At 34.7% G+C, this 19,298-nt stretch carries 10 protein-coding genes; 3 read left to right on the forward strand and 7 right to left on the reverse strand.

Annotated elements, in window-relative coordinates; translation table 11 throughout:
* Positions 1–40 precede the first annotated feature (40 nt).
* The 3 genes from DK508_RS16770 to DK508_RS16780 all read left to right on the forward strand — a co-directional run bounded on the left by DK508_RS16770 (position 41) and on the right by DK508_RS16780 (position 6,371).
* The gene (locus DK508_RS16770; protein WP_109301943.1) at positions 41–3,877 is read left to right on the forward strand and encodes a hypothetical protein; all 3,837 of its coding nucleotides are present in this window, start codon (positions 41–43) and stop codon (positions 3,875–3,877) included.
* A gap of 204 nt (positions 3,878–4,081) precedes the next feature.
* Positions 4,082–5,218 (forward strand): SPFH domain-containing protein, encoded by a 1,137-nt coding sequence (locus DK508_RS16775; RefSeq protein WP_109301944.1) that lies wholly within the window; start codon positions 4,082–4,084, stop codon positions 5,216–5,218.
* Between the two features lie 52 nt (positions 5,219–5,270).
* Positions 5,271–6,371 (forward strand): DNA helicase PriA, encoded by a 1,101-nt coding sequence (locus tag DK508_RS16780; protein WP_109301945.1) that lies wholly within the window; start codon positions 5,271–5,273, stop codon positions 6,369–6,371.
* Positions 6,372–6,781: 410 nt separating this feature from the next.
* Here DK508_RS16780 and DK508_RS16785 read toward each other — a convergent pair whose 3' ends face one another.
* The 7 genes from DK508_RS16785 to DK508_RS16815 all read right to left on the reverse strand — a co-directional run bounded on the left by DK508_RS16785 (position 6,782) and on the right by DK508_RS16815 (position 19,064).
* The gene (locus DK508_RS16785) at positions 6,782–7,309 is read right to left on the reverse strand and encodes a hypothetical protein (RefSeq protein ID WP_109301946.1); all 528 of its coding nucleotides are present in this window, start codon (positions 7,307–7,309) and stop codon (positions 6,782–6,784) included.
* A gap of 63 nt (positions 7,310–7,372) precedes the next feature.
* A complete protein-coding gene (locus DK508_RS16790; RefSeq protein WP_109301947.1) occupies positions 7,373–11,089 on the reverse strand; it encodes a T9SS type A sorting domain-containing protein in 3,717 nt (1,238 codons plus the stop codon).
* A gap of 192 nt (positions 11,090–11,281) precedes the next feature.
* Positions 11,282–11,749 (reverse strand): hypothetical protein, encoded by a 468-nt coding sequence (locus tag DK508_RS16795; RefSeq protein WP_160114763.1) that lies wholly within the window; start codon positions 11,747–11,749, stop codon positions 11,282–11,284.
* Between the two features lie 67 nt (positions 11,750–11,816).
* Complete coding sequence (locus DK508_RS16800) at positions 11,817–15,491, reverse strand: T9SS type A sorting domain-containing protein (protein WP_109301949.1); 3,675 nt, start codon at positions 15,489–15,491, stop codon at positions 11,817–11,819.
* Between the two features lie 84 nt (positions 15,492–15,575).
* Positions 15,576–15,953, reverse strand: coding sequence for a hypothetical protein (locus DK508_RS16805; protein WP_109301950.1), 378 nt, complete (start codon positions 15,951–15,953; stop codon positions 15,576–15,578).
* Between the two features lie 68 nt (positions 15,954–16,021).
* Positions 16,022–17,407 (reverse strand): trehalase family glycosidase, encoded by a 1,386-nt coding sequence (locus DK508_RS16810; RefSeq protein ID WP_160114764.1) that lies wholly within the window; start codon positions 17,405–17,407, stop codon positions 16,022–16,024.
* A gap of 103 nt (positions 17,408–17,510) precedes the next feature.
* Complete coding sequence (locus DK508_RS16815) at positions 17,511–19,064, reverse strand: aldehyde dehydrogenase family protein (RefSeq protein ID WP_109301952.1); 1,554 nt, start codon at positions 19,062–19,064, stop codon at positions 17,511–17,513.
* Positions 19,065–19,298: the final 234 nt, after the last annotated feature.

Raw genomic sequence — 19,298 nt, forward strand, 5'->3', positions numbered from 1 at the left:
GAAAAACAAAACTTTTAAACTACAGGAAAAAAGAGTATACATGAAAAATATAAAATCATTAAACGTATTATTTCTTCAAATAATGTTACTATTCTTTGCAACCACAGCAAATGTGTATTCGCAAAAAGAAAAAGCAATACAGATTGAGGAATCAAAATACAATCAACAATTAGTAGATAATGAGTCTAGAGATCAATCTTCTAATTCAGTGCAAAATAAATCTTCTAATTCTGGGGGTCAATACGACGTGGGTATTCCTTCAAACTCTCCATTTCAACTATCTGGAGATATTTCTGCTACTATCCAAAATAGTATAAATCAAGTAACTGGTAAAGTAGGGTTCGGAGTACCTTTAACAGATATTTCGGCAGGTAATACATCGTACAATGTAAGTCTGGGATACAATGGTAAGGTTGCCTTTAAAATGGCTCAAGAAGTTAATTACTTTTCTCCAACTTCAACCGTTGGTGTTGGATGGAATTTGTCGACTCCTAAAATTGTTGTAGACAACAAACAAACCGGCACCAGAGATGATGATACTTTCTTTCTACTGGATGGAAACACCAATAGTAAACTATTTTGTATCAATAGAGGAACGAATTCGAATGGCAGTGTTTGGGAGTTTCAATTAGAAAAATATGCTCCTTGGATAATTAAATATTACTATCATAATACTATATATGATTATTGGGAAATTACAAATGAGAATGGAGTAATATACACTTATGGAAGTAATACATCTGTAAATGCTAATAATTATATTAATACGCTTGCCAATGGCAACTGGATTGGAGATTCAAAATTTAATTCATCTGCTTCAAGACAAACATCAAGTTGGAATCTATCAAAAATTGAAGACCAGTGGTCTAATTCAGTTTCATTTCAATATATAAAACAAGAGAGTCATGGACAAACCGAGGCATCTTACATTAGTAAAATAACATCATCAAAAGGGGCCAATGTTCGTTTTACATATAATGAAAAAAACAACAACGAATTCTTTGAACCCCATACAGAAATTAATGAACCTGATGCCTACCAAGAAGTATATGAAAAAAAGTTTTTGCATAAAGTAGATATCTACAATAACAACAATTTACTTCAGAATACTTATGAATTAAATTACAATATAGAAAATCCAAACAATCCAAAGTATAGTAAACGCTATTTAACTAGTTTAGTTCAAAAAAGTTATAAAAATGGGCAATCCTATTTTTTACCAGCTCAAGAATTTGAATACCATACTTCTGGAGATTTTAATGGCGGACTTAAAAAGATAGTATACCCTTCGGGAGGTTCTGTAACTTACAATTATAGTAATAAAAATATTTTTTATAATGGTCAGAATAGATTTAAAACTTTCCCCAACTGGGACACCAATGCTTATAGTTTATTTAAGGTTATTGCCAAAGACAACTATACTTTGGCTGTATTAATTACGAAAAACGCAGATGCCAATGGCAATCATGGTTTCCGATTTTATCGTTATTCGTGGAATGGAGAAAATTGGGAAGAAGATTTGTACTATTTCCCACATTGGTTACCAAGTAATCTTCATAATCTAAAAACCGTATTTGGCAAAGATTTTTACGGCTTTGCATACGATAAAGGAAGTCATGCATATGTATCATTATTTCATATAAATAAAGACGGTAAAACCTGGAATAAGGCAGAATACAACAGTATATATATAGGAGCAGGTGATGCAAGCTTCCTGTCTGGAGAAGATTTTGTCGCATTAGGAGCCAAAGATGGATCTAGGTTGGATTTATTTAATTGGAATGGTTTGTCTTGGTCATCTAAATTAATACATCAAGGTAGTGGAGAGTACTTTTACGGAGCGAGAAATAATTTTGTGATTTCGATAAATGAAAACGGTGGAGGAGATATGATTACAGGTAATAATCATCAGGATAATTATTATATGCACTACTTGGATGCAGAAAAAAAATGGCAAACCAAATCATGGTCTGCCCCTGCTGATCCCTATGTTAATGATATATATATTAATAATAACAATCCAGGATCTGCGAACATATACCCATCCAATAATATAGCAGGATTAGTAATAAAAAACAATCCAGAACTTTTTTTTAGATGGGACCGTCATTATAATTTAATCAGTGTTGATAATGTGATCGGTGCCTACAACGACTCCAACCCATTGCAACCAGTTGGCAATAGTGGTTTGTTTAGTTTATATAATTATTTCAGCAAAAAACCATATAAATCACCAAGATTTAATGGAATAAACTGGAATGTTCATGCAAAACCTAGCGGATATTTTGATTATTATGCAAAATTGAACTTTGGAATAGATATGATGACATATCGGCAATCCAATAATTATATTGGTTTAAGTTATTATAATCCAAACGAAGATAATTGGTCTGACATGGCATTGAATAATTCTGGATTAATAGCTAATGCCATTTCTAGTGGTATTAACAAAGAATTTATTATAGCCGGGAATAAATTATATAGAAAACCAACCAATATAACTGGTCCATTGGTTTCTATCCTTGGAAACATACAGTATTCTAATGGCTTTACTGCAACCGATGGTATTAGCCATGCCTTTATCTCCGAGCATAATGGTGGACAATTTAATAATGGGCGATATTTTTTTATGAATAAAAAAACCGGGGATTTAGACAACATTAATACCGGGGCAAAAAATAACTTAGGAATCGGAACCCCTAGATTAGGAGGATATAAACCGTTCATGTCTACCAAGACAATGTGGCTTAGACAATTTCAACAGAACAGTAGTAGTTTCAATGTACACCTTTATAGGGTAATTGATGATAAGTTTAATAATTATATAAAAGACATTGTGGTTAATAGTGTAGAATTGGATGACAAAGAGAATACAAGAAAGATCAATTATACGTACAACGACCCTTTACAAACTCCAGAAAACAACGCTACATTCTATGGAGAAGTAATTCTAGAAAATAAAGGTTTCGGTTCTAATTCAATCGGTAAAATAAAAACTAAATATCATAATGGTAGTGATGACTTACAATTGTTAGGAGTTCTTTTAGAAGAAGAAATTTTTGATAAGAATAATGTATTGAAACAAAAAAACACTACCACTTGGGAGAAACATTTAACGTATACAAATAGTAGTTACAGTTATTCAAACAGAGTCATCAGTAAAACAAATGAAATGTATTTTAATACAGATAAAATTACGACGACAGCAACTAATGACTACAATATCAAGGGGCAATTGTCAAAAATTACGACGACAAATAGTAAGGGAGAAAATCAGATAAAAACAATAACGTATGCTCATGAAGAATATAACTTTCTGGATGATAAAAATTTTCTTACTGCCCCATACGAAACAAAATCATTCGATGAAAATACTCTTTTAGAAATAGAAAAGTCAAAATGGATAAACGATAACGGTAAAGTATACATAAAACAAAGTTTATCAGGAACATTAAACGATAATTTGCGATTAAATATAGAAACATCAAAAATTAGTCCCAATGGAAGTACATTAGAAACACACAATGGTAAAGGCATGTATACTTCATTAGTATATGGATATTCAAACTTATATGAAGTTGCATCGGTTGTTAATGCGAAACATCAAGACATTATCAATGAGTTAGATGTTACGTATAGTCAATTACAAAACTTAGATACACCAGAATTAAAAGTAGAATTACTGAAATTATATGAACGTTTACCAGAAGCTATGATTAGTTTAATCTTTTATGATAATAATGGACACGTTGTAAACAGAGTAAACGAACGAAAAGAAGAATCTTATATATACTATGATCCTTATGGAAGATTCGATTACATAACCGATGGTTATGGTAAAGTCATAGAGAAAAAAGAATATAATTTTGGTGATTAACCTGTAGCATAAATTACATAAGTCTTTTTTAGTACAACTAGTTTCAATTAAGAATGACCGTTTTAATCAAATAAGAAAAACCAGCTATATGCATATAGCTGGTTTTTTAATACATAATCGTAACTTCAATTACAAACGAAATAAATTTTTCTTCAATCATTCTATTTTGTAGCTTTAGGACACAAATTAAAAATCAGCTTATCCATGGGAATTTTTGACAAAATAAAGGAAAAACTTAGCCACGAGTTTATTGATATTATAGAATGGTTAGACTACACAGATGATACCATTGTACATAGATTTGAACGCTATCAAAATGAAATAAAAAACGGAGCGCAGCTTATTGTTCGAGAAGGACAAACCGCAGTTTTTATAAATGAAGGACAATTAGCCGATGTGTTTACACCAGGGACTTATACTCTAAACACTCAAAATTTACCCATTTTAGCAACCTTAAAAGGTTGGAAATACGGGTTTAATAGTCCGTTTAAAGCTGAGGTATATTTTGTAAATACACATTTGTTTACCGATGAGAAATGGGGAACCAAAAACCCTATTACGCTTAATGATGATCGTTTTGGATTAGTAGAAATAAGAGCCTTTGGTACTTATGCCTTTAAAATTAATGACGCTGGTAAATTCATCGTTGATATTGTAGGTACCGATGCCAATTTTACCAATTTTGAAATTAACGAACACTTAAAAAGTTTAATCTCTACTCGCTTTACAGATACTATTGGTGAGGCTAACCTACCTATAGAATTGTATGCTGCAAATACTACCGAGTTATCTGAAACTTGCCAAGAGGTAATGCAACCCGAATTTAATTCTGTAGGTATTTCTCTTGAAAAATTCTTTATCGAAAATGTATCGATGCCAGAAGAATTGAAGAAAGAAATCTTTGAGTATAGCAGAATTGATAAGTTAGATCTTGACAAGCTTACCAAATTTAAAACTGCAAAAGCTATTGAAGCGGCAGCAGCCAATGAAGGCGGGACTGCTGGAGCTGGAATGGGTATGGGAATGGGATTTGTACTCGCCCAACAAATGGGAGGAATGATGAATCCAATGGCTGGGCAGCAACAAGCTCAAGTACAACCAACATCACCAGTAGCTCCACCGCCAATGCCAGTACAGGTACAATATTTTTATGCGAGCAACGGTCAACAAAGTGGCCCAGTATCTTTTGATCAATTAAAGGCCTTGTTTGCTAATAGAACTGTAAATAAGGATTCTCTGGTTTGGAAACAAGGAATGGCAAATTGGACAGCACTTAAAGATGTAGAAGAATTGAAATCTTTCTTGGGCGGAAGCACTCCTCCACCCCTACCTGGAAACTAAAAAATTTTGATTCATTTTGAAGAGATTTGGGTATACACCCAAATGATAGTTTATGGAAGAAGAAAAAAAAGCGGTTTCAGAACAAAAGAAATCATGCCTTAATTGTGGGGCAGAATTAAAATATAAACCCGGTACAACATCAATAACCTGTGAGTACTGTGGTCATGAAGAGACCATTGTTCAAAATCAAGATGGTTTTAAAGAATTGGAGCTCAAACCCTATTTACAAGAAATGGGTTCACAGTCTCATTCTGAAGAAATCATGATGTTGCATTGTAAAAATTGCGGTGCTAACCAACACATTGAAGAAAATTATAAATCTCTTCATTGTGTGTATTGCACTATGCCGCTAATTATTGAAGATGCATACAAAGAGGATTGGATTTTGCCTGGAGCCGTTCTTCCATTTCAATTAGATCAAAAAAAATCACATCAAATCTTTTCAAAATGGGTCAAAAGCTTATGGTTTGCTCCTAATAATCTTAAAAAAGCAGCTTTAGATCCTCAAAACACAAAAGGACTGTATTTACCCTATTGGACTTTTGACGCACAACTTTTTGCACGCTATAGTGGTCAGCGAGGTGATTATTATTATGTTACCGTACCATACACTACCAAAGTAAATGGTAAAACAGTACAACAAACAAGACAAGAACGCAGAACAAGATGGACACCAGTGTCTGGTAGTATTGATGGATTTGTAGATGATACTCTTATCAAAGCTTCCCATCAACGCAAAAGACCTATCCCTTCCAAAATATCCAATTGGAAATTAAATGATTTAGAAGCTTTTAATACCAATTTTTTATCTGGATTTGTTACCGAAAAATATACCATCCCTCTAAAGGATGGTCATTTATCTTCTACCAAAGAAGCCGAACGAATAGCCACTTCTTGGGCAAGACAAGATATTGGTGGAGATACACAAAGAGTTACTGGCATTGATATGAGTTTATCTCAAGAAACCTTTAAACATATTTTACTACCTGTATATATAAGTGCTTATCGGTATAGTGGTAAAACCTACAACTTTTACATTAATGGCCAAACCGGAACTATATCTGGAAACAGACCATATTCTTTTTGGAAAATTTTCTTTTTCGTTTTGTTTATTCTTTTACTTATTGGAGTTTTCGTGATGCTTTCTAAGTAATTAAATTGAGTTCGTAGAACAAAAAAGTATTTCTCACAAGTAAGCTGTGTCTTACCTATGCATGTATTAGATATATCTTTGATCATTACACCTTCGTTCATCATTTTTGTTTGAAACAATAGTGCAAGGTAAAGAAACATCTGTTATAGGTATTTCTCGTAACATAAGCTTTCTTTGGATTATTCTTATACCGATGCTAATAGTAGCGCATTTTCTTGAATATTTACATTCAATTCGTAAGTATAACTTCCTTTTTCTAGAGGTGCTTCTCCAACGTAATCAATAGATTGTAGTGTAATAATCTATTGTCATCAATTATTAATTAAATAAATACATATCTAGACTCCAAATCAAAGTCTTTTATTGTATTCATTATTGTGATCGCTATATTAACAGTTTTATCCTAATGATCATTTTGTACTAAAGCGCATAATTTCATATACTGTATCGTTACCCAAATTGGGACATAAACCCTCCTTTACCATGATTGAAAGGTTTTTGCCTAATTTCATTTCACTTTGTAATGCACTAAGATCTTTGGTATAAACACCGCTTATAAATCCTAATGTAATTTCCTGACCGCTTGATAATACATTAACAATTCCTGATCCTGATTTAAGAATTTTTTCGATTCTAATTTTTAAGGCAGCTTTATAAGGTCTATCGCAAATATTTGTGCTTTTATAAAACGCTATAACCGATCCCATAATATGCATCGCTCCAGGTTCCAAAACATTGTCCTGTTGCAATCCACCACCAATTATCATTGTATCATTTACGATGGCACTATCACTACTCATATCTGTTTTGAGTTTTTCGCCCTTTGGGTTTTCAATATCAGGTTTTTCTTTTTTTGAAAATTTTTCTTGAGCAAGCGAATTAGACTTGCAAGAAAAAATCACCAATAAGGTTACGATAATATAAACTAGTTTATTCATATTATAAAAATAAAAAAAAGGAGTTGAATGTTCAACTCCTTTAATATATATACTAGAAATTAATTATTGTTTAGCTAATTTAAACACCCCTGTCATACCTCCTGAGAATTTTGCAAAATAAAATCCAGGAGCTAAATTTGAGGCATCCCAAACGAAAGCATTACTTAGATTAATATCAGAATTAACTTGTATCAATCTTCCTGTACTACTAAAAATTCTAACTGATGTTTTCCCACCAGATTTTGACAATTTATCTCCAAAATTAAAGATAAACTCTCCTTCAGATGGATTAGGATATACTGCAGCAGTTCCAAAAGCATCTATAGATGCCAATTCTGTCTCTCCTTCAGCCTCATCAGCATCTGAACCTGTAACATCACCAAAAATTTGAAATCTTTGATCCAATGGAACTCTTTGAAAGGGCACTGATGCAGTGGTCCAATCTACAGCTCCAAATCCAAATAGATTAACTGGATCAATAAATTGAGTTTCATTACCTATAGAATTATCTTGAGATGCCCAAAACCATTGATTTGTCCCTGGATTAAATGCTAAATTCACATATACCGATATCCAATAATTACCACTTTCTAAACGTACCGCCTCTGGAAGGGTTAAATTCAAATTCGAATCATTTAACTCTGATGTTGGAGCTAACTCTCCACTATTATATACTTCATCACCCGGAACTCCATTATTATCATTATAAATAACAACATTTACACTATTAAATGCTGGATTTCCTCTAACAGTACCAAAAGCAAGTACTCTATTAATATCCCATGTATTTCCTTCAGGGACAACAAAGTCATCTGCCGATTGTACTATAGCACCAAAGTCTAAGAAATTTTGAGAAGGTATTGTACTTACAAGCGGATTTATTTGCTCATAGATAGAAGGTTCTGATACGTTAACTGTAAACCCTTCAGAGACCTGTTCTTCTCCAGAAGTCGCAATTAAACCAATAGATGCGTCTCCAATAGAATCAGAGGTATAAGATAAGGTTAACGTATTGTTTACTAATGTTACTGTTACCAATTCTGGATTTGAATTAGTGATTTCAACATTAATTGGTCGCCCTTGTGATTGTACAAATAAGCCAGTAATATCTATTTCTGTATCTTCACTGTTTTCATCTACTCCAAAATCATCTAGAGGAAATGCAACACTTAAAGTTGGCTCAGGTAACTTATTAAGTACCGGGAAACGAGCGCTAAACATTCCTCTACCTCCCGATGCAATAGCTATAAATCCATCTTTTCTGACTGCCACCTCATCGGTCACAGCGTTTCCAATTCTAACATTTTCTTTTCTCCAAACTGTATTCTGGCCATTCAATCTAGTGGTATAATATAAACCAGTACTGGTTGCTGCAAATATTCTTTGCAATCTAGCTCCAAAAAACCCTTGACTACTTCCAAAAAAAGCAGTACTCCTTACAGAAGGACCATTACCTGACCCATCTGGATTTTCTTCAAGATTACCACTAATGTTTGTCCATGTTTCTCCTGCATCATCAGTAATAAACACACTAGGAATACCGTAATTGGAAAACGTAAGGATAACACGATCAGAATTAGAAGGATCTACATTAATATCATTAACAAATCCCGTTGGCAATCCTTTTCCTGTAGTAATATCTACTGCTGTCTGATTATCGACATTGGCATTATCCATTCTAAACACTTGACCAGTATTAGTCCCGTAATACAATCTATTAGCTACTGGGAATTTAGATAAATCTAATGCCGTTATTCTGCTACCTGCCGGTGTTGCAGAAGTTTCCAAATTTACCCAATTTACTGGTGTAGGAGCATTCGAAGATAATGGAATCTCATCTAAATTATTATTTCTCCATATCGTATTTCCAGCTGAAACATACATCACATTATCATGAATTGGGTCTAATATAAACGGATTGATAAATGCAAAACCACTTGCACCCGCCGGATGAACTGTAGCAAAAGACACTCTATTTCCTTCCTCATCAAGGTTAAGACGACGAATAATTCCATTTTGAACAGAAACGTAATGTGTACTACCATTATCGGCTATAGCATTATAACCCCCATCTGCTCCTAATTGTTCGATCCAATCATCACTAGGGTTTGTAGAATTAGTGAACCAAGAACCATTATCTTGAAAACCTGCTAAAAGATTTTCATCTTCAGATTGCGGGTTAAAAGCAACGTGATAAGGGTGAGTTGTTACGTAATTATTATTTAATGAAGTCCAGGTTACTTGTTCTGCCTGATCATTAACAACAGTAATATCTTCGGTCAATGACAATCCTCCATCATGACCAGTAACAGCTTTATTTGGATTTGATGGGAAAAATACTAATGCATGCTGATCTGCATGTTGATTAGTATAAGAGGCTCCTCTACCGATAGTGTTTAATAAAACATCTAATTCACCAGGGCCATTTCCTCCTATCCAGCTTTCCACTCCCGCAGGAGTTGTAAACCCTGTTGTAGATCTGTATAAACATGTCCCTCCAACAAATACAATATTTGACTGTGTAGGATGTACTTCCATTACCATATTATATCCTCCTTGAAGATTTAAATCACCAATACCAAAATTAATCGGTATAGAAAATGGTAAATTGGCCGTAAGATTTACCCAGGTTTCTTCTGGTGTTGCACCTGATGCGTCGTACCTGTATAGAACTGCTTGATTATTTGGGTCTCTATCTTGTGTAAAGAAATATACAACATCCTCATTTGAATGATCCACTCCTATTTTACTTCTTCCGTAAGCAGCGATAAAATTTGGAGGTGTAATGTTTGTCCATGTTTCTCCATTATCATTAGACGTTAAAAAACCTGTATTAGGTGCGCCATTAGATGATGTTGAAGCATAAAGTATACCTGTAGAAGTAATACTTACTTCTACAAAACTATCAAACCCTGTCTCTAGTACTTCATTAAAAGAATTTCCTCCATCTTGAGATCGAAAAAGTCCATTAAATGTAGCTACAAATAAATCACCATTAATTGGATTGATAACCAAATCATTAATAAGATCAAATGCAGAATCAAAAGCACCAATATTTTGATTAATTGTAGCATTCAATTGCTCCCAAGTACGGCCTCCATCTTGCGATTTATAAATACCGTTACCTTGAAAAAAAGCACCTCCTGCGCTAATACCACTTCCAACTCGTTCTCCCGAGCTATAATACCAAGTAAAACCTCTACCTGGTCGAGGATCCTGAACAATTGCAGTTACACTAGGGTTCTGAAATCTTCTAGTTACATTTCTCCAAGTACTACCTCCATTTCTTGATCTCCAAAGACCACCAGAAACTCCACCTGCTAAGATCACATTTTCATTGGTGCGATCGACAGCTAATGCTCGGGTTCTTCCACCTACATTGCCTGGCCCTCTGTTTCTCCAGTACGAAAAACGTGCTCTTTTACCAGATTTTGAGGCCGTTTGTAATGCTTTTTGAGAATCATCTCCAACGGCAATCTTGCTAGAAAATTCAATTTCGGCTTGCCGAATCCCAAAAGGAATTTTACCTGAAGGATCTTTTGTTCGCTCAAATTCGAATTCTGCTCTTTTAATAGCATCTTCTCTTTTAAGCATAATGTTACGATAGTCTATTGAACCACCATCACTAGTAAAAACTTGTTGGTTTTTTAGTGTTTGTTTTTTTTCTGACGGTTTTGCCTGAGATTGAAGGCCAAATTGCTGGGCATTGGTAAATGCAATAGTCCCCAGCATAACTAATGCCCAAACTGAACGTTTGAGATAGAATAAAATTGTTTTCATTTTATTAAGCTGATTTGTGAGTGATTCGCAAATTTAGCCTAATTCCTCAAACTATTTTCTTAAATTTTAGCAAAAATTAACTAATTATTGATTTTTTCGTAAAATTATCTCCGCTTTTTCGGTAACAACCTGATAAACATCTTTTTCAAATATCTACAAACATCTAATCAAAAAGGAAAAAAGGAAAAGACCTTAGTTGAGAAGTTGAAAGTTCAAAATCTCATATAATGTTTGTCCCATATCAGGACACAAACCTTCCATTACCTTAATAGAGAATTCTTTACCAACTACTACTTCCTTTTTTAAACTCTCGAAATCGTTAGCTTTAGGAGAAATAAAACCCAATCTAACTTCTTGCCCTGCAGAAATAGGATTTACAATCCCAGATCCAGTATTTACAATCTGTTTCACCTTTAATATTGCAGAAGCCTTATATGATTTTCCACATATATTCGAATCTTTAAAAACTCCTTGTATAGATCCTGTAATCAATATTGTACTTGGATCGATACGCTGGTTTTGCTGATCTTGAATATCATCAAGTTTTGGTTTCTCCACTTTGGGTTTTGTATTTTTTTCAGATTGCTTCTCCTGAGCAACTGTATTAGTTTTACAAGAAACCAATACTACCATTATCAAAATATACCATATCCTATTCATAACCTTGAAAATAAAAAAAGGAGTTGATTATATCAACTCCTTTTATATAAATATTTTATAAAAAATATTATCTCTTAACTAATTTAAGCGTTGGGCCATTAGAGATTCTTGCAAAATAGAATCCTGATCTCAGGCTAGAGGCATCCCAAGTAAATCTAGAATTAGTATCTACATTAGATTGCTGATATACCATACCACCTCTTATATCATAAATATCTATTGACACCTTACCTTTTGAGTTTAAACTACTCAAGTTAAATGTAAAGACATCTGTAGATGGGTTAGGCAACACCAAAGCATTAAACTCTGCTTCTAAAGTTGCCAACGGTGTAGTTTCTGTTTCTGGTACACCGCCACCATCAGTAGCATTTACCTCTCCATAAATTTGAAAAATTTGATCTCGAGGATCACCACCAAAAGCCACGGATGAAGGTGTCCAATCTACTGAACCAGTTCCAAACAGATTATTTGTATCTCTAAACTGAGTTTCTTGACCAATACCTCCATTTTGTGATGACCAGAACCATTGTGTTTGAGCCGGATTAAACGCCAAGTTTGCATATACCGTTAACCAGTAGTTTCCACTTGCCAATTCAACAGCTTCAGGTAACGCAATCTCCAAATTAGTATCTGTTGGATCTGATATAGGAGCAAGCTCACCACTATTATAAACTTCATCTCCTGGTACCCCATTATTATCTGCATAAATCACCACTGTAGCATTATCTAATACAGGAGTGTTGTTTGCTCCTCCTGAAGCAAATACTCTTTCTACTGTCCAAGAATTTCCTTCTGGTATTGTAAAATCATCAGATGATTCTACCAAAGCTCCAAAATCTGCAAAGAATTGAGAAGGACGACTTCCAATTGAAGGATCAATCTGCTCATAAATAGCAAATTCCACAACATTAATTGTAAATCCTTCGGCTACTTGTTCTCCTCCAGATGTTGCAATTAAACCTATTGTTGCTTGACCCAAACTATCTGGCGAAACCGAAATTGTAATAACATCTCCTTCTAAGGTAGCAGTAACCAATTCTGGATTAGAATTCGTGAATTCAATATCAATTGGTGCTCCATTAGAACTTACGAATAGATCTTCAACATTTACCTGAATATCTTCGCTATTCTCACCAATTCTAATATCTTCTAAAAGATAAGCTACGCTTAAGGTAGATTCTGGTTGTTTATTAAAAACAGGGAATCTAGCACTAAATAATCCATTACCATGAGTTGCTAAAGCTATAAACCCATCATCACGAGTTACTACTTCATCAGTAACTGCATTACCAATAGCAAATGGTTCTTTGATCCAACGAGTTCTCTCACCGTTTAATCTATTCGCGTAGTATAAACCTGTACTCGTAGCAGCAAATACTCTTTGTAATCTTGCTCCAAAAAATCCTTGGCTACTACCTAAGAATGCTGTGCTTCTTACCGATGGTCCATTTCCACTTCCATCAGCATTTTCTTCTAGGTTTCCACTTATGTTTGTCCATGTTTCACCTGCATCCTCTGTAAGGAATACACTAATTACTCTATAGTTAGAAAATGTTACGATAACTCTATCAGCATTAGATGGATCTACATTAATATCATTAACAAAACCTTCTGGCAATCCTTTTCCTGTAGAAACATCTACAGCTTCTTGATTGTCTAGGTTTGCATTATCCATTCTAAATATCCCACCATTATTAGTACCGTAATATAATCGGTTAGCAACAGGGAATTTAGAAACAGCTAAAGTACTAACAGTACTTCCTGCTGGTGTATCTGAATTTGGTAAACCTACCCAATTTACTGAAGTAGCCGCATTAGAGAAAAGTGGAATCCCATCTAAATCATTGTTTCTCCAGATTCTATTACCTGCTGGCAAATACATGATATTATCATTATTAGGATCTAAAATGAATTGAGTAACAAAAGGAAAACCAGTTGCTCCTGCAGGTGTTACTCTTGCAAATGACTCGAATTCACCTTCTTCATCAAAATTAAATCTAAATACATTTCCTCTTTGAGAAGATACATATCGTGTACTTCCACCATCTGCAATGGCTGTATACGTACCATCACCTCCGAAATCTTCTTCCCAAGCAGCAGTACCATCAGTAGAATTTGTAAACCAAGTTCCGTTATCTTGAAAACCTGCAACTAAATCATCACTGTTCGCTTCAGGATCAAAAGACACGTGATAAGGTTGTGTAGTAATGTATCCATTATTTAGGTCAATCCATTCTACTGGTTCAATACCATCATTTGTTGTTGTAATATCTTCGGCAACATATACTCCTCCATCATTACCTGATAATACTTTATTTGGGTTAGATGGGTAAAAAACTAATGCATGCTGATCTGGATGCTGATTAGTATATTGTGCAAATGTATTTACTGCTGGTTGGTAACCCGCAATCCAACCATCTCTTCCTGTTGGCTCTGTAAATCCAGTTGTAGATCTATATAAATTCGTACCTGCAACAAAAATTAAGTTTGGATCGGCAGGACTTACCTTAACAAACATATTATATCCTCCTTGAAGGTTAAATACTCCTCCTCTAGTTTCAAAATTAGGAGGAAGATTAGCAGATAAATCTGTCCACACCTCTTCTTCTTCGCCAGCAGCATCATACTTTAATAAAAAAGCTGCTCCACCAGCACCAACATTTTGAGCATAGAAATACACTTCATTTTCATTTGATGGATTAACTCCCATTACTGTTCTACCTATAGTAGCAGGAAGAAAATCTGGAGTTATACTGGTCCAAGTATCACCATCATCAGAAGTAAAGAATCCTGGGTTTGATTGTGCAGAACTACGTATAGTAGCGTATAATTGCCCTGCAGAAGTTACTTCTACTTCTACTGTTCCTAAAAATCCACTTTCTAAAACTTCGGTAAAAGTACGTCCTCCATCTTGAGATCTATGTAAACCTTCTATAGTACCTATATACACATCTCCATTAGTTGGATCAACTACAATAGAGTTGATCACATCAAAAGGAGAAATTGCTCTAATATCATTATCATTAGTAGCTTCTAATAATCTCCAAGTTCTACCTCCATTAATAGATTTATAGACTCCAGTACCTGTGTAGAATGCTCCTCCTGCACTTGCAGAGTTTCCAAAACGTTCTCCAGTAGCATAATACCAAGTTCTGTGTTTTCCTGGCCTTGGATCTTGTACAATATCGGTAATACTAGGAGATTGTCTACGATTTGTAATTTTTCTCCAAGTTTCACCTCCATTTGTAGAACGCCAAAGGCCACCAGATACACCACCTGCAAAGATGATATTCTCATTCGTGCGATCAATAGCTAGTGCTCTTGTACGACCACCTACATTAAATGGTCCGCGGTTTCTCCAATACGAAAAACGACCAAATTTTGAAGAAGATTTTGCCGCAACAGATTGTTTAAGCTCTGTACCTACAGGAATGTTTTCGGAAAAATTAATTTCTAAATCCCGGATACCAATCGGCATCTTACCAGTAGCTGGATCCTTAAACCTTGCAAAGTCATAATTGTATCGATCTATTGCCCGATCACCGACCTTAGTTGGTTCAAGTTCCTTAGCTCCATGTTCACTGTCATAAATTTTAGATTGTTTGTAAAGCGAAGCCCTTTGCTGAGTTGAATTTGCTTCTGTTTGTAGTCCCGGAATTTTTTGAGCGTTAACGGATGTCATCATCCCGAAAAGGGAAACCGCCCAAACGGAACGTTTGAGATAGAATAAAATTGTTTTCATTTTATTAAGCTGATTTGTGAGTGATTCGCAAATCTAACCTAATTTCTTAAACTATTTTCTTAAAATTTAGGAAAAATTAACTAATTATTGATTTTTTCGTAAAATTATCTCCACTTTTTCGGTAATGACATGACAAACGTCTTCTTTAACAATAATTGGTTCGGCCTTTGAAGTATCATCATAACCCGCTTTACTCGCCGTAATTATATAAGTACCAGCTCGTTCATAAGCTCCAAAAAAACTATTCGAACCCTCTCCGTTTTTTAAAGTCTCTGTATACTCATTGTCTACGATTACAACCGTTACTCCTTCGGTTAAAAAATTTCCATTAAGCCCATCTCTAACTGTTACTTCAATACCAGCTCTTAAATCTAATGTGCACAGTATAGGGTTATCTGTATTATCGTCTCCACCACAAGCAACAAAAAATACAATGCTCATTAATCCCAATAGCTTTTTCATCTATAATTCCTTTTGTTCGTTTATGTTATTAAGATGCATATTAAACGAGAAGGTTGCGTTTTACTCCTTTAGGTGAGGTATTCTCTGTACACTGCTATGGGTATAAGTGCTGTCCAGCCGCAAAAATCATTCTTAGCCGGCATACCATAAGACACCAGATCAGGAGCATAATTCTCCCAGAATGTATTGGTCATTGCAAATACCTCTGCAACAGAATCATATGTTTTTTTGGCAATTCTTTGTGCCACATCATGTTGCTTATATGCTGTAAGCCCTTTTAGGACCATATATGAAGTGGGTGCCCATACACCGCCTCTCCAATAATCTCCCCAACCCTTATAATCAGTTTCATCCGCCGAAAGTGCTGGTAAAGGAGTTCGTCTTCCAAATTCTTTAGGGTTTTCAAGATGAGATACAAAGCGATCCAATCGTTCCTCTGGTACTACTTTTCCTAAAAGTGCCCAGTACATACCTATATGTTTACGTATAATTTGTTTTCCAAATCCAAGATCATAATACATACCATCATTTTCATTCCAACATAAATCATTTACTGCTTTTTTAATGGTACTATGAATTGTTGTGTATGTTTCGACATCTCTAAATTCATCAATATGATCCGCTATAGTTTTGAGTTGATCTGCAAGCATTGCCATTTGACATGAAAAATCTACGAGCCTACCTTGTTTGTTCCATAATCCCTGTAGTGTTACGGGATATTCGGTAATAAAAGTATTCAGTCTTTCTTCACCCGTAACATTGAGTTTTCCAAGCTTATCGGCAAGCTCATGATGAGTCATACCCTTACCATCATTGTTCCAATCTTTTGGGTATCGTTGTATATTATCCATTCCCATACCCAATGTATCTGCATAAAAAAGATCATCATCCATTTGATAGGTTCGTACCAAAAAATCAAAATTCTTTTTTAAAATAGGATATACTCGTTTTAATCGTTCTTTATCATTAGAAACCGAATACAATTCTAGCTCGGCAAAAGCCAATAAGGGCGGGTTAATAGATACCGGATGTTCTTTGGACCAAAGAGGTGTGCCATCATGCCTGTATTCTCTACAGATATAACCATCATCCTCTATTTGATCATAAAAATTATCTAATGCTTGATGCACAGGGAGTTCGTCTAGATGGTATTTTGCGAAGCATACCATAAAACAAGTATCCCAAAGAAAAATATTTTGAGAAAAAGCGGCGTCTATAAAAGGTTTTTTGAAAAAAGCCTCTGTGACACCTCCTCTAACTTTTGATTTGGTAATTTCTAATGCACGATCATACATTTTTTGGGACAGATCACTAGTAACATTAAATTGTGAAGGGCAATCAATTTCTTTTTTTAAATCTGAAACATTCGTTTCATTATTGCATGAATACATTGTAGTTATGCCTAATACACCCGCAGTAATGCCCATTTTTTTAGTGAATTCTCTTCTTTTCATAAGCCCATTAGTTTTCTTAAAGTTACGCAATAGCGTGTATAAAAAAAACACTCCAATACATGGAGTGTTTTTTTTATACATTATTTTTCTTTAAAGTTAAAGCCTATAAATCAAATTTGATCCCTTGAGCTAACGGTAATTCTGTAGTATAATTTATAGTATTGGTCTGTCTACGCATATATACTTTCCATGCATCGGATCCTGATTCGCGACCGCCACCAGTTTCTTTTTCACCACCAAATGCGCCACCAATTTCTGCTCCAGAAGTCCCTATATTCACATTTGCAATTCCGCAATCAGAACCGGCATGAGATAAAAACCTTTCGGCTTCTCTTAGATTATTGGTCATAATTGCTGAAGATAATCCTTGTGCAACTCCATTTTGCACTTCGATAGCGTTTTCAATTTCTCCACTATACTTTATTAAATATAACACAGGAGCAAAAGTTTCATGTTGTACTATTTTGAACGAATTACTAGCCTCGGCAATTGCAGGTTTTACATAGCATCCACTTTCGTAACCTTCACCAGAAAGTACTGCTCCTTCTACCACAATATTCCCTCCTTCTTCTACTACTTTTTCTAAAGCATTTTGATATCCTTTTACAGCATCAGTATCAATTAATGGGCCTACATGATTATTTTCATCTAATGGGTTACCGATTCTTAATTGCCCATATGCATCAACCACTGCATTTTTAACCTTGTCATAAATTGATTCGTGAATAATCAATCTTCGAGTCGATGTACAACGTTGACCGGCAGTCCCTACAGCTCCAAAAACACCTCCGATTACGGTCATTTTTATATCAGCATCAGGAGTTACAATAATAGCATTATTACCGCCTAGTTCTAAAAGTGATTTACCTAATCGTTGTCCAACAGTAGCCGCTACAATCTTACCCATTCGAGTCGATCCTGTTGCAGATACCAAAGGAACACGACCATCTGTAGTCATCATTTCTCCTACCGTATAATCACCATTAATTAAACAAGAAATTCCTTCTGGTAGATTATTTTCTTTTAATACTTTGGCAATAATATTTTGACAAGCAATACCACAAAGTGGTGTTTTCTCACTAGGTTTCCAAACACAAACATCACCACATATCCAAGCTAAAGCAGTGTTCCATGCCCACACGGCAACAGGGAAGTTAAATGCTGAAATAATCCCTACAATACCAAGAGGGTGATACTGTTCATACATTCTATGCCCAGGTCTCTCTGAGTGCATGGTTAATCCATGTAATTGTCTTGACAATCCTACAGCAAAATCGCATATATCAATCATCTCCTGCACCTCTCCTAAACCTTCTTGATATGATTTACCCATTTCATAAGACACTAATTTTCCTAAAGGTTCTTTTACTTTTCTAAGCTCCTCACCAAACTGTCTCACTATTTCTCCTCTTTGAGGAGCAGGCATAATTCTCCATGATGAAAATGCCTCTTGTGCTGTTTGAATTACTTTTTCATAATCCTCTTTGGTGGTAGTTTCGACCTTTCCTATCAATTCTCCGTCTACTGGAGAGTACGAAGAAATTTCTTGGTTTGAAGAAAACCAATTTGACCCCGTAGATGTTCCTTTATTTTGATCAGAAACGCCAAGTTGTTGTAACGCTTCCTGAATTCCGAAATCTAATATTGCTGTTGCCATGTTGTTTGTTCTTTTTAAAAAGGTAAAGATACTGTGTTTTGCAGATAAATTAAATTTTGATCCATTCTAAAGTTAATTTTGAGTGATTTTTTAAAAAATATGTCTTAAAAAAATCAATTCTTCAAATATTTAAAGGTATTGAGATTAAATTGATTCGTAATCTCTATAAAAAAGAAATCGCCCAAACAAGATTTCTCATGTAGAGCGATTTCCAACTAAATAACCAACCAAAAA

Origin of the sequence: Aquimarina sp. AU474 (assembly GCF_900312815.1) — a bacterium.
Classification (GTDB): domain Bacteria; phylum Bacteroidota; class Bacteroidia; order Flavobacteriales; family Flavobacteriaceae; genus Aquimarina.

Coding starts and splice junctions, on each gene's coding strand:
- DK508_RS16780 (WP_109301945.1), top strand. CDS start 5,271: ATGGAAGAAGAAAAAAAAGCGGTTTCAGAACAAAAGAAATCATGCCTT.
- DK508_RS16785 (WP_109301946.1), bottom strand. CDS start 7,309: ATGAATAAACTAGTTTATATTATCGTAACCTTATTGGTGATTTTTTCT.
- DK508_RS16800 (WP_109301949.1), bottom strand. CDS start 15,491: ATGAAAACAATTTTATTCTATCTCAAACGTTCCGTTTGGGCGGTTTCC.
- DK508_RS16775 (WP_109301944.1), top strand. CDS start 4,082: ATGGGAATTTTTGACAAAATAAAGGAAAAACTTAGCCACGAGTTTATT.
- DK508_RS16805 (WP_109301950.1), bottom strand. CDS start 15,953: ATGAAAAAGCTATTGGGATTAATGAGCATTGTATTTTTTGTTGCTTGT.
- DK508_RS16790 (WP_109301947.1), bottom strand. CDS start 11,089: ATGAAAACAATTTTATTCTATCTCAAACGTTCAGTTTGGGCATTAGTT.
- DK508_RS16815 (WP_109301952.1), bottom strand. CDS start 19,064: ATGGCAACAGCAATATTAGATTTCGGAATTCAGGAAGCGTTACAACAA.
- DK508_RS16770 (WP_109301943.1), top strand. CDS start 41: ATGAAAAATATAAAATCATTAAACGTATTATTTCTTCAAATAATGTTA.
- DK508_RS16795 (WP_160114763.1), bottom strand. CDS start 11,749: ATGAATAGGATATGGTATATTTTGATAATGGTAGTATTGGTTTCTTGT.
- DK508_RS16810 (WP_160114764.1), bottom strand. CDS start 17,407: ATGAAAAGAAGAGAATTCACTAAAAAAATGGGCATTACTGCGGGTGTA.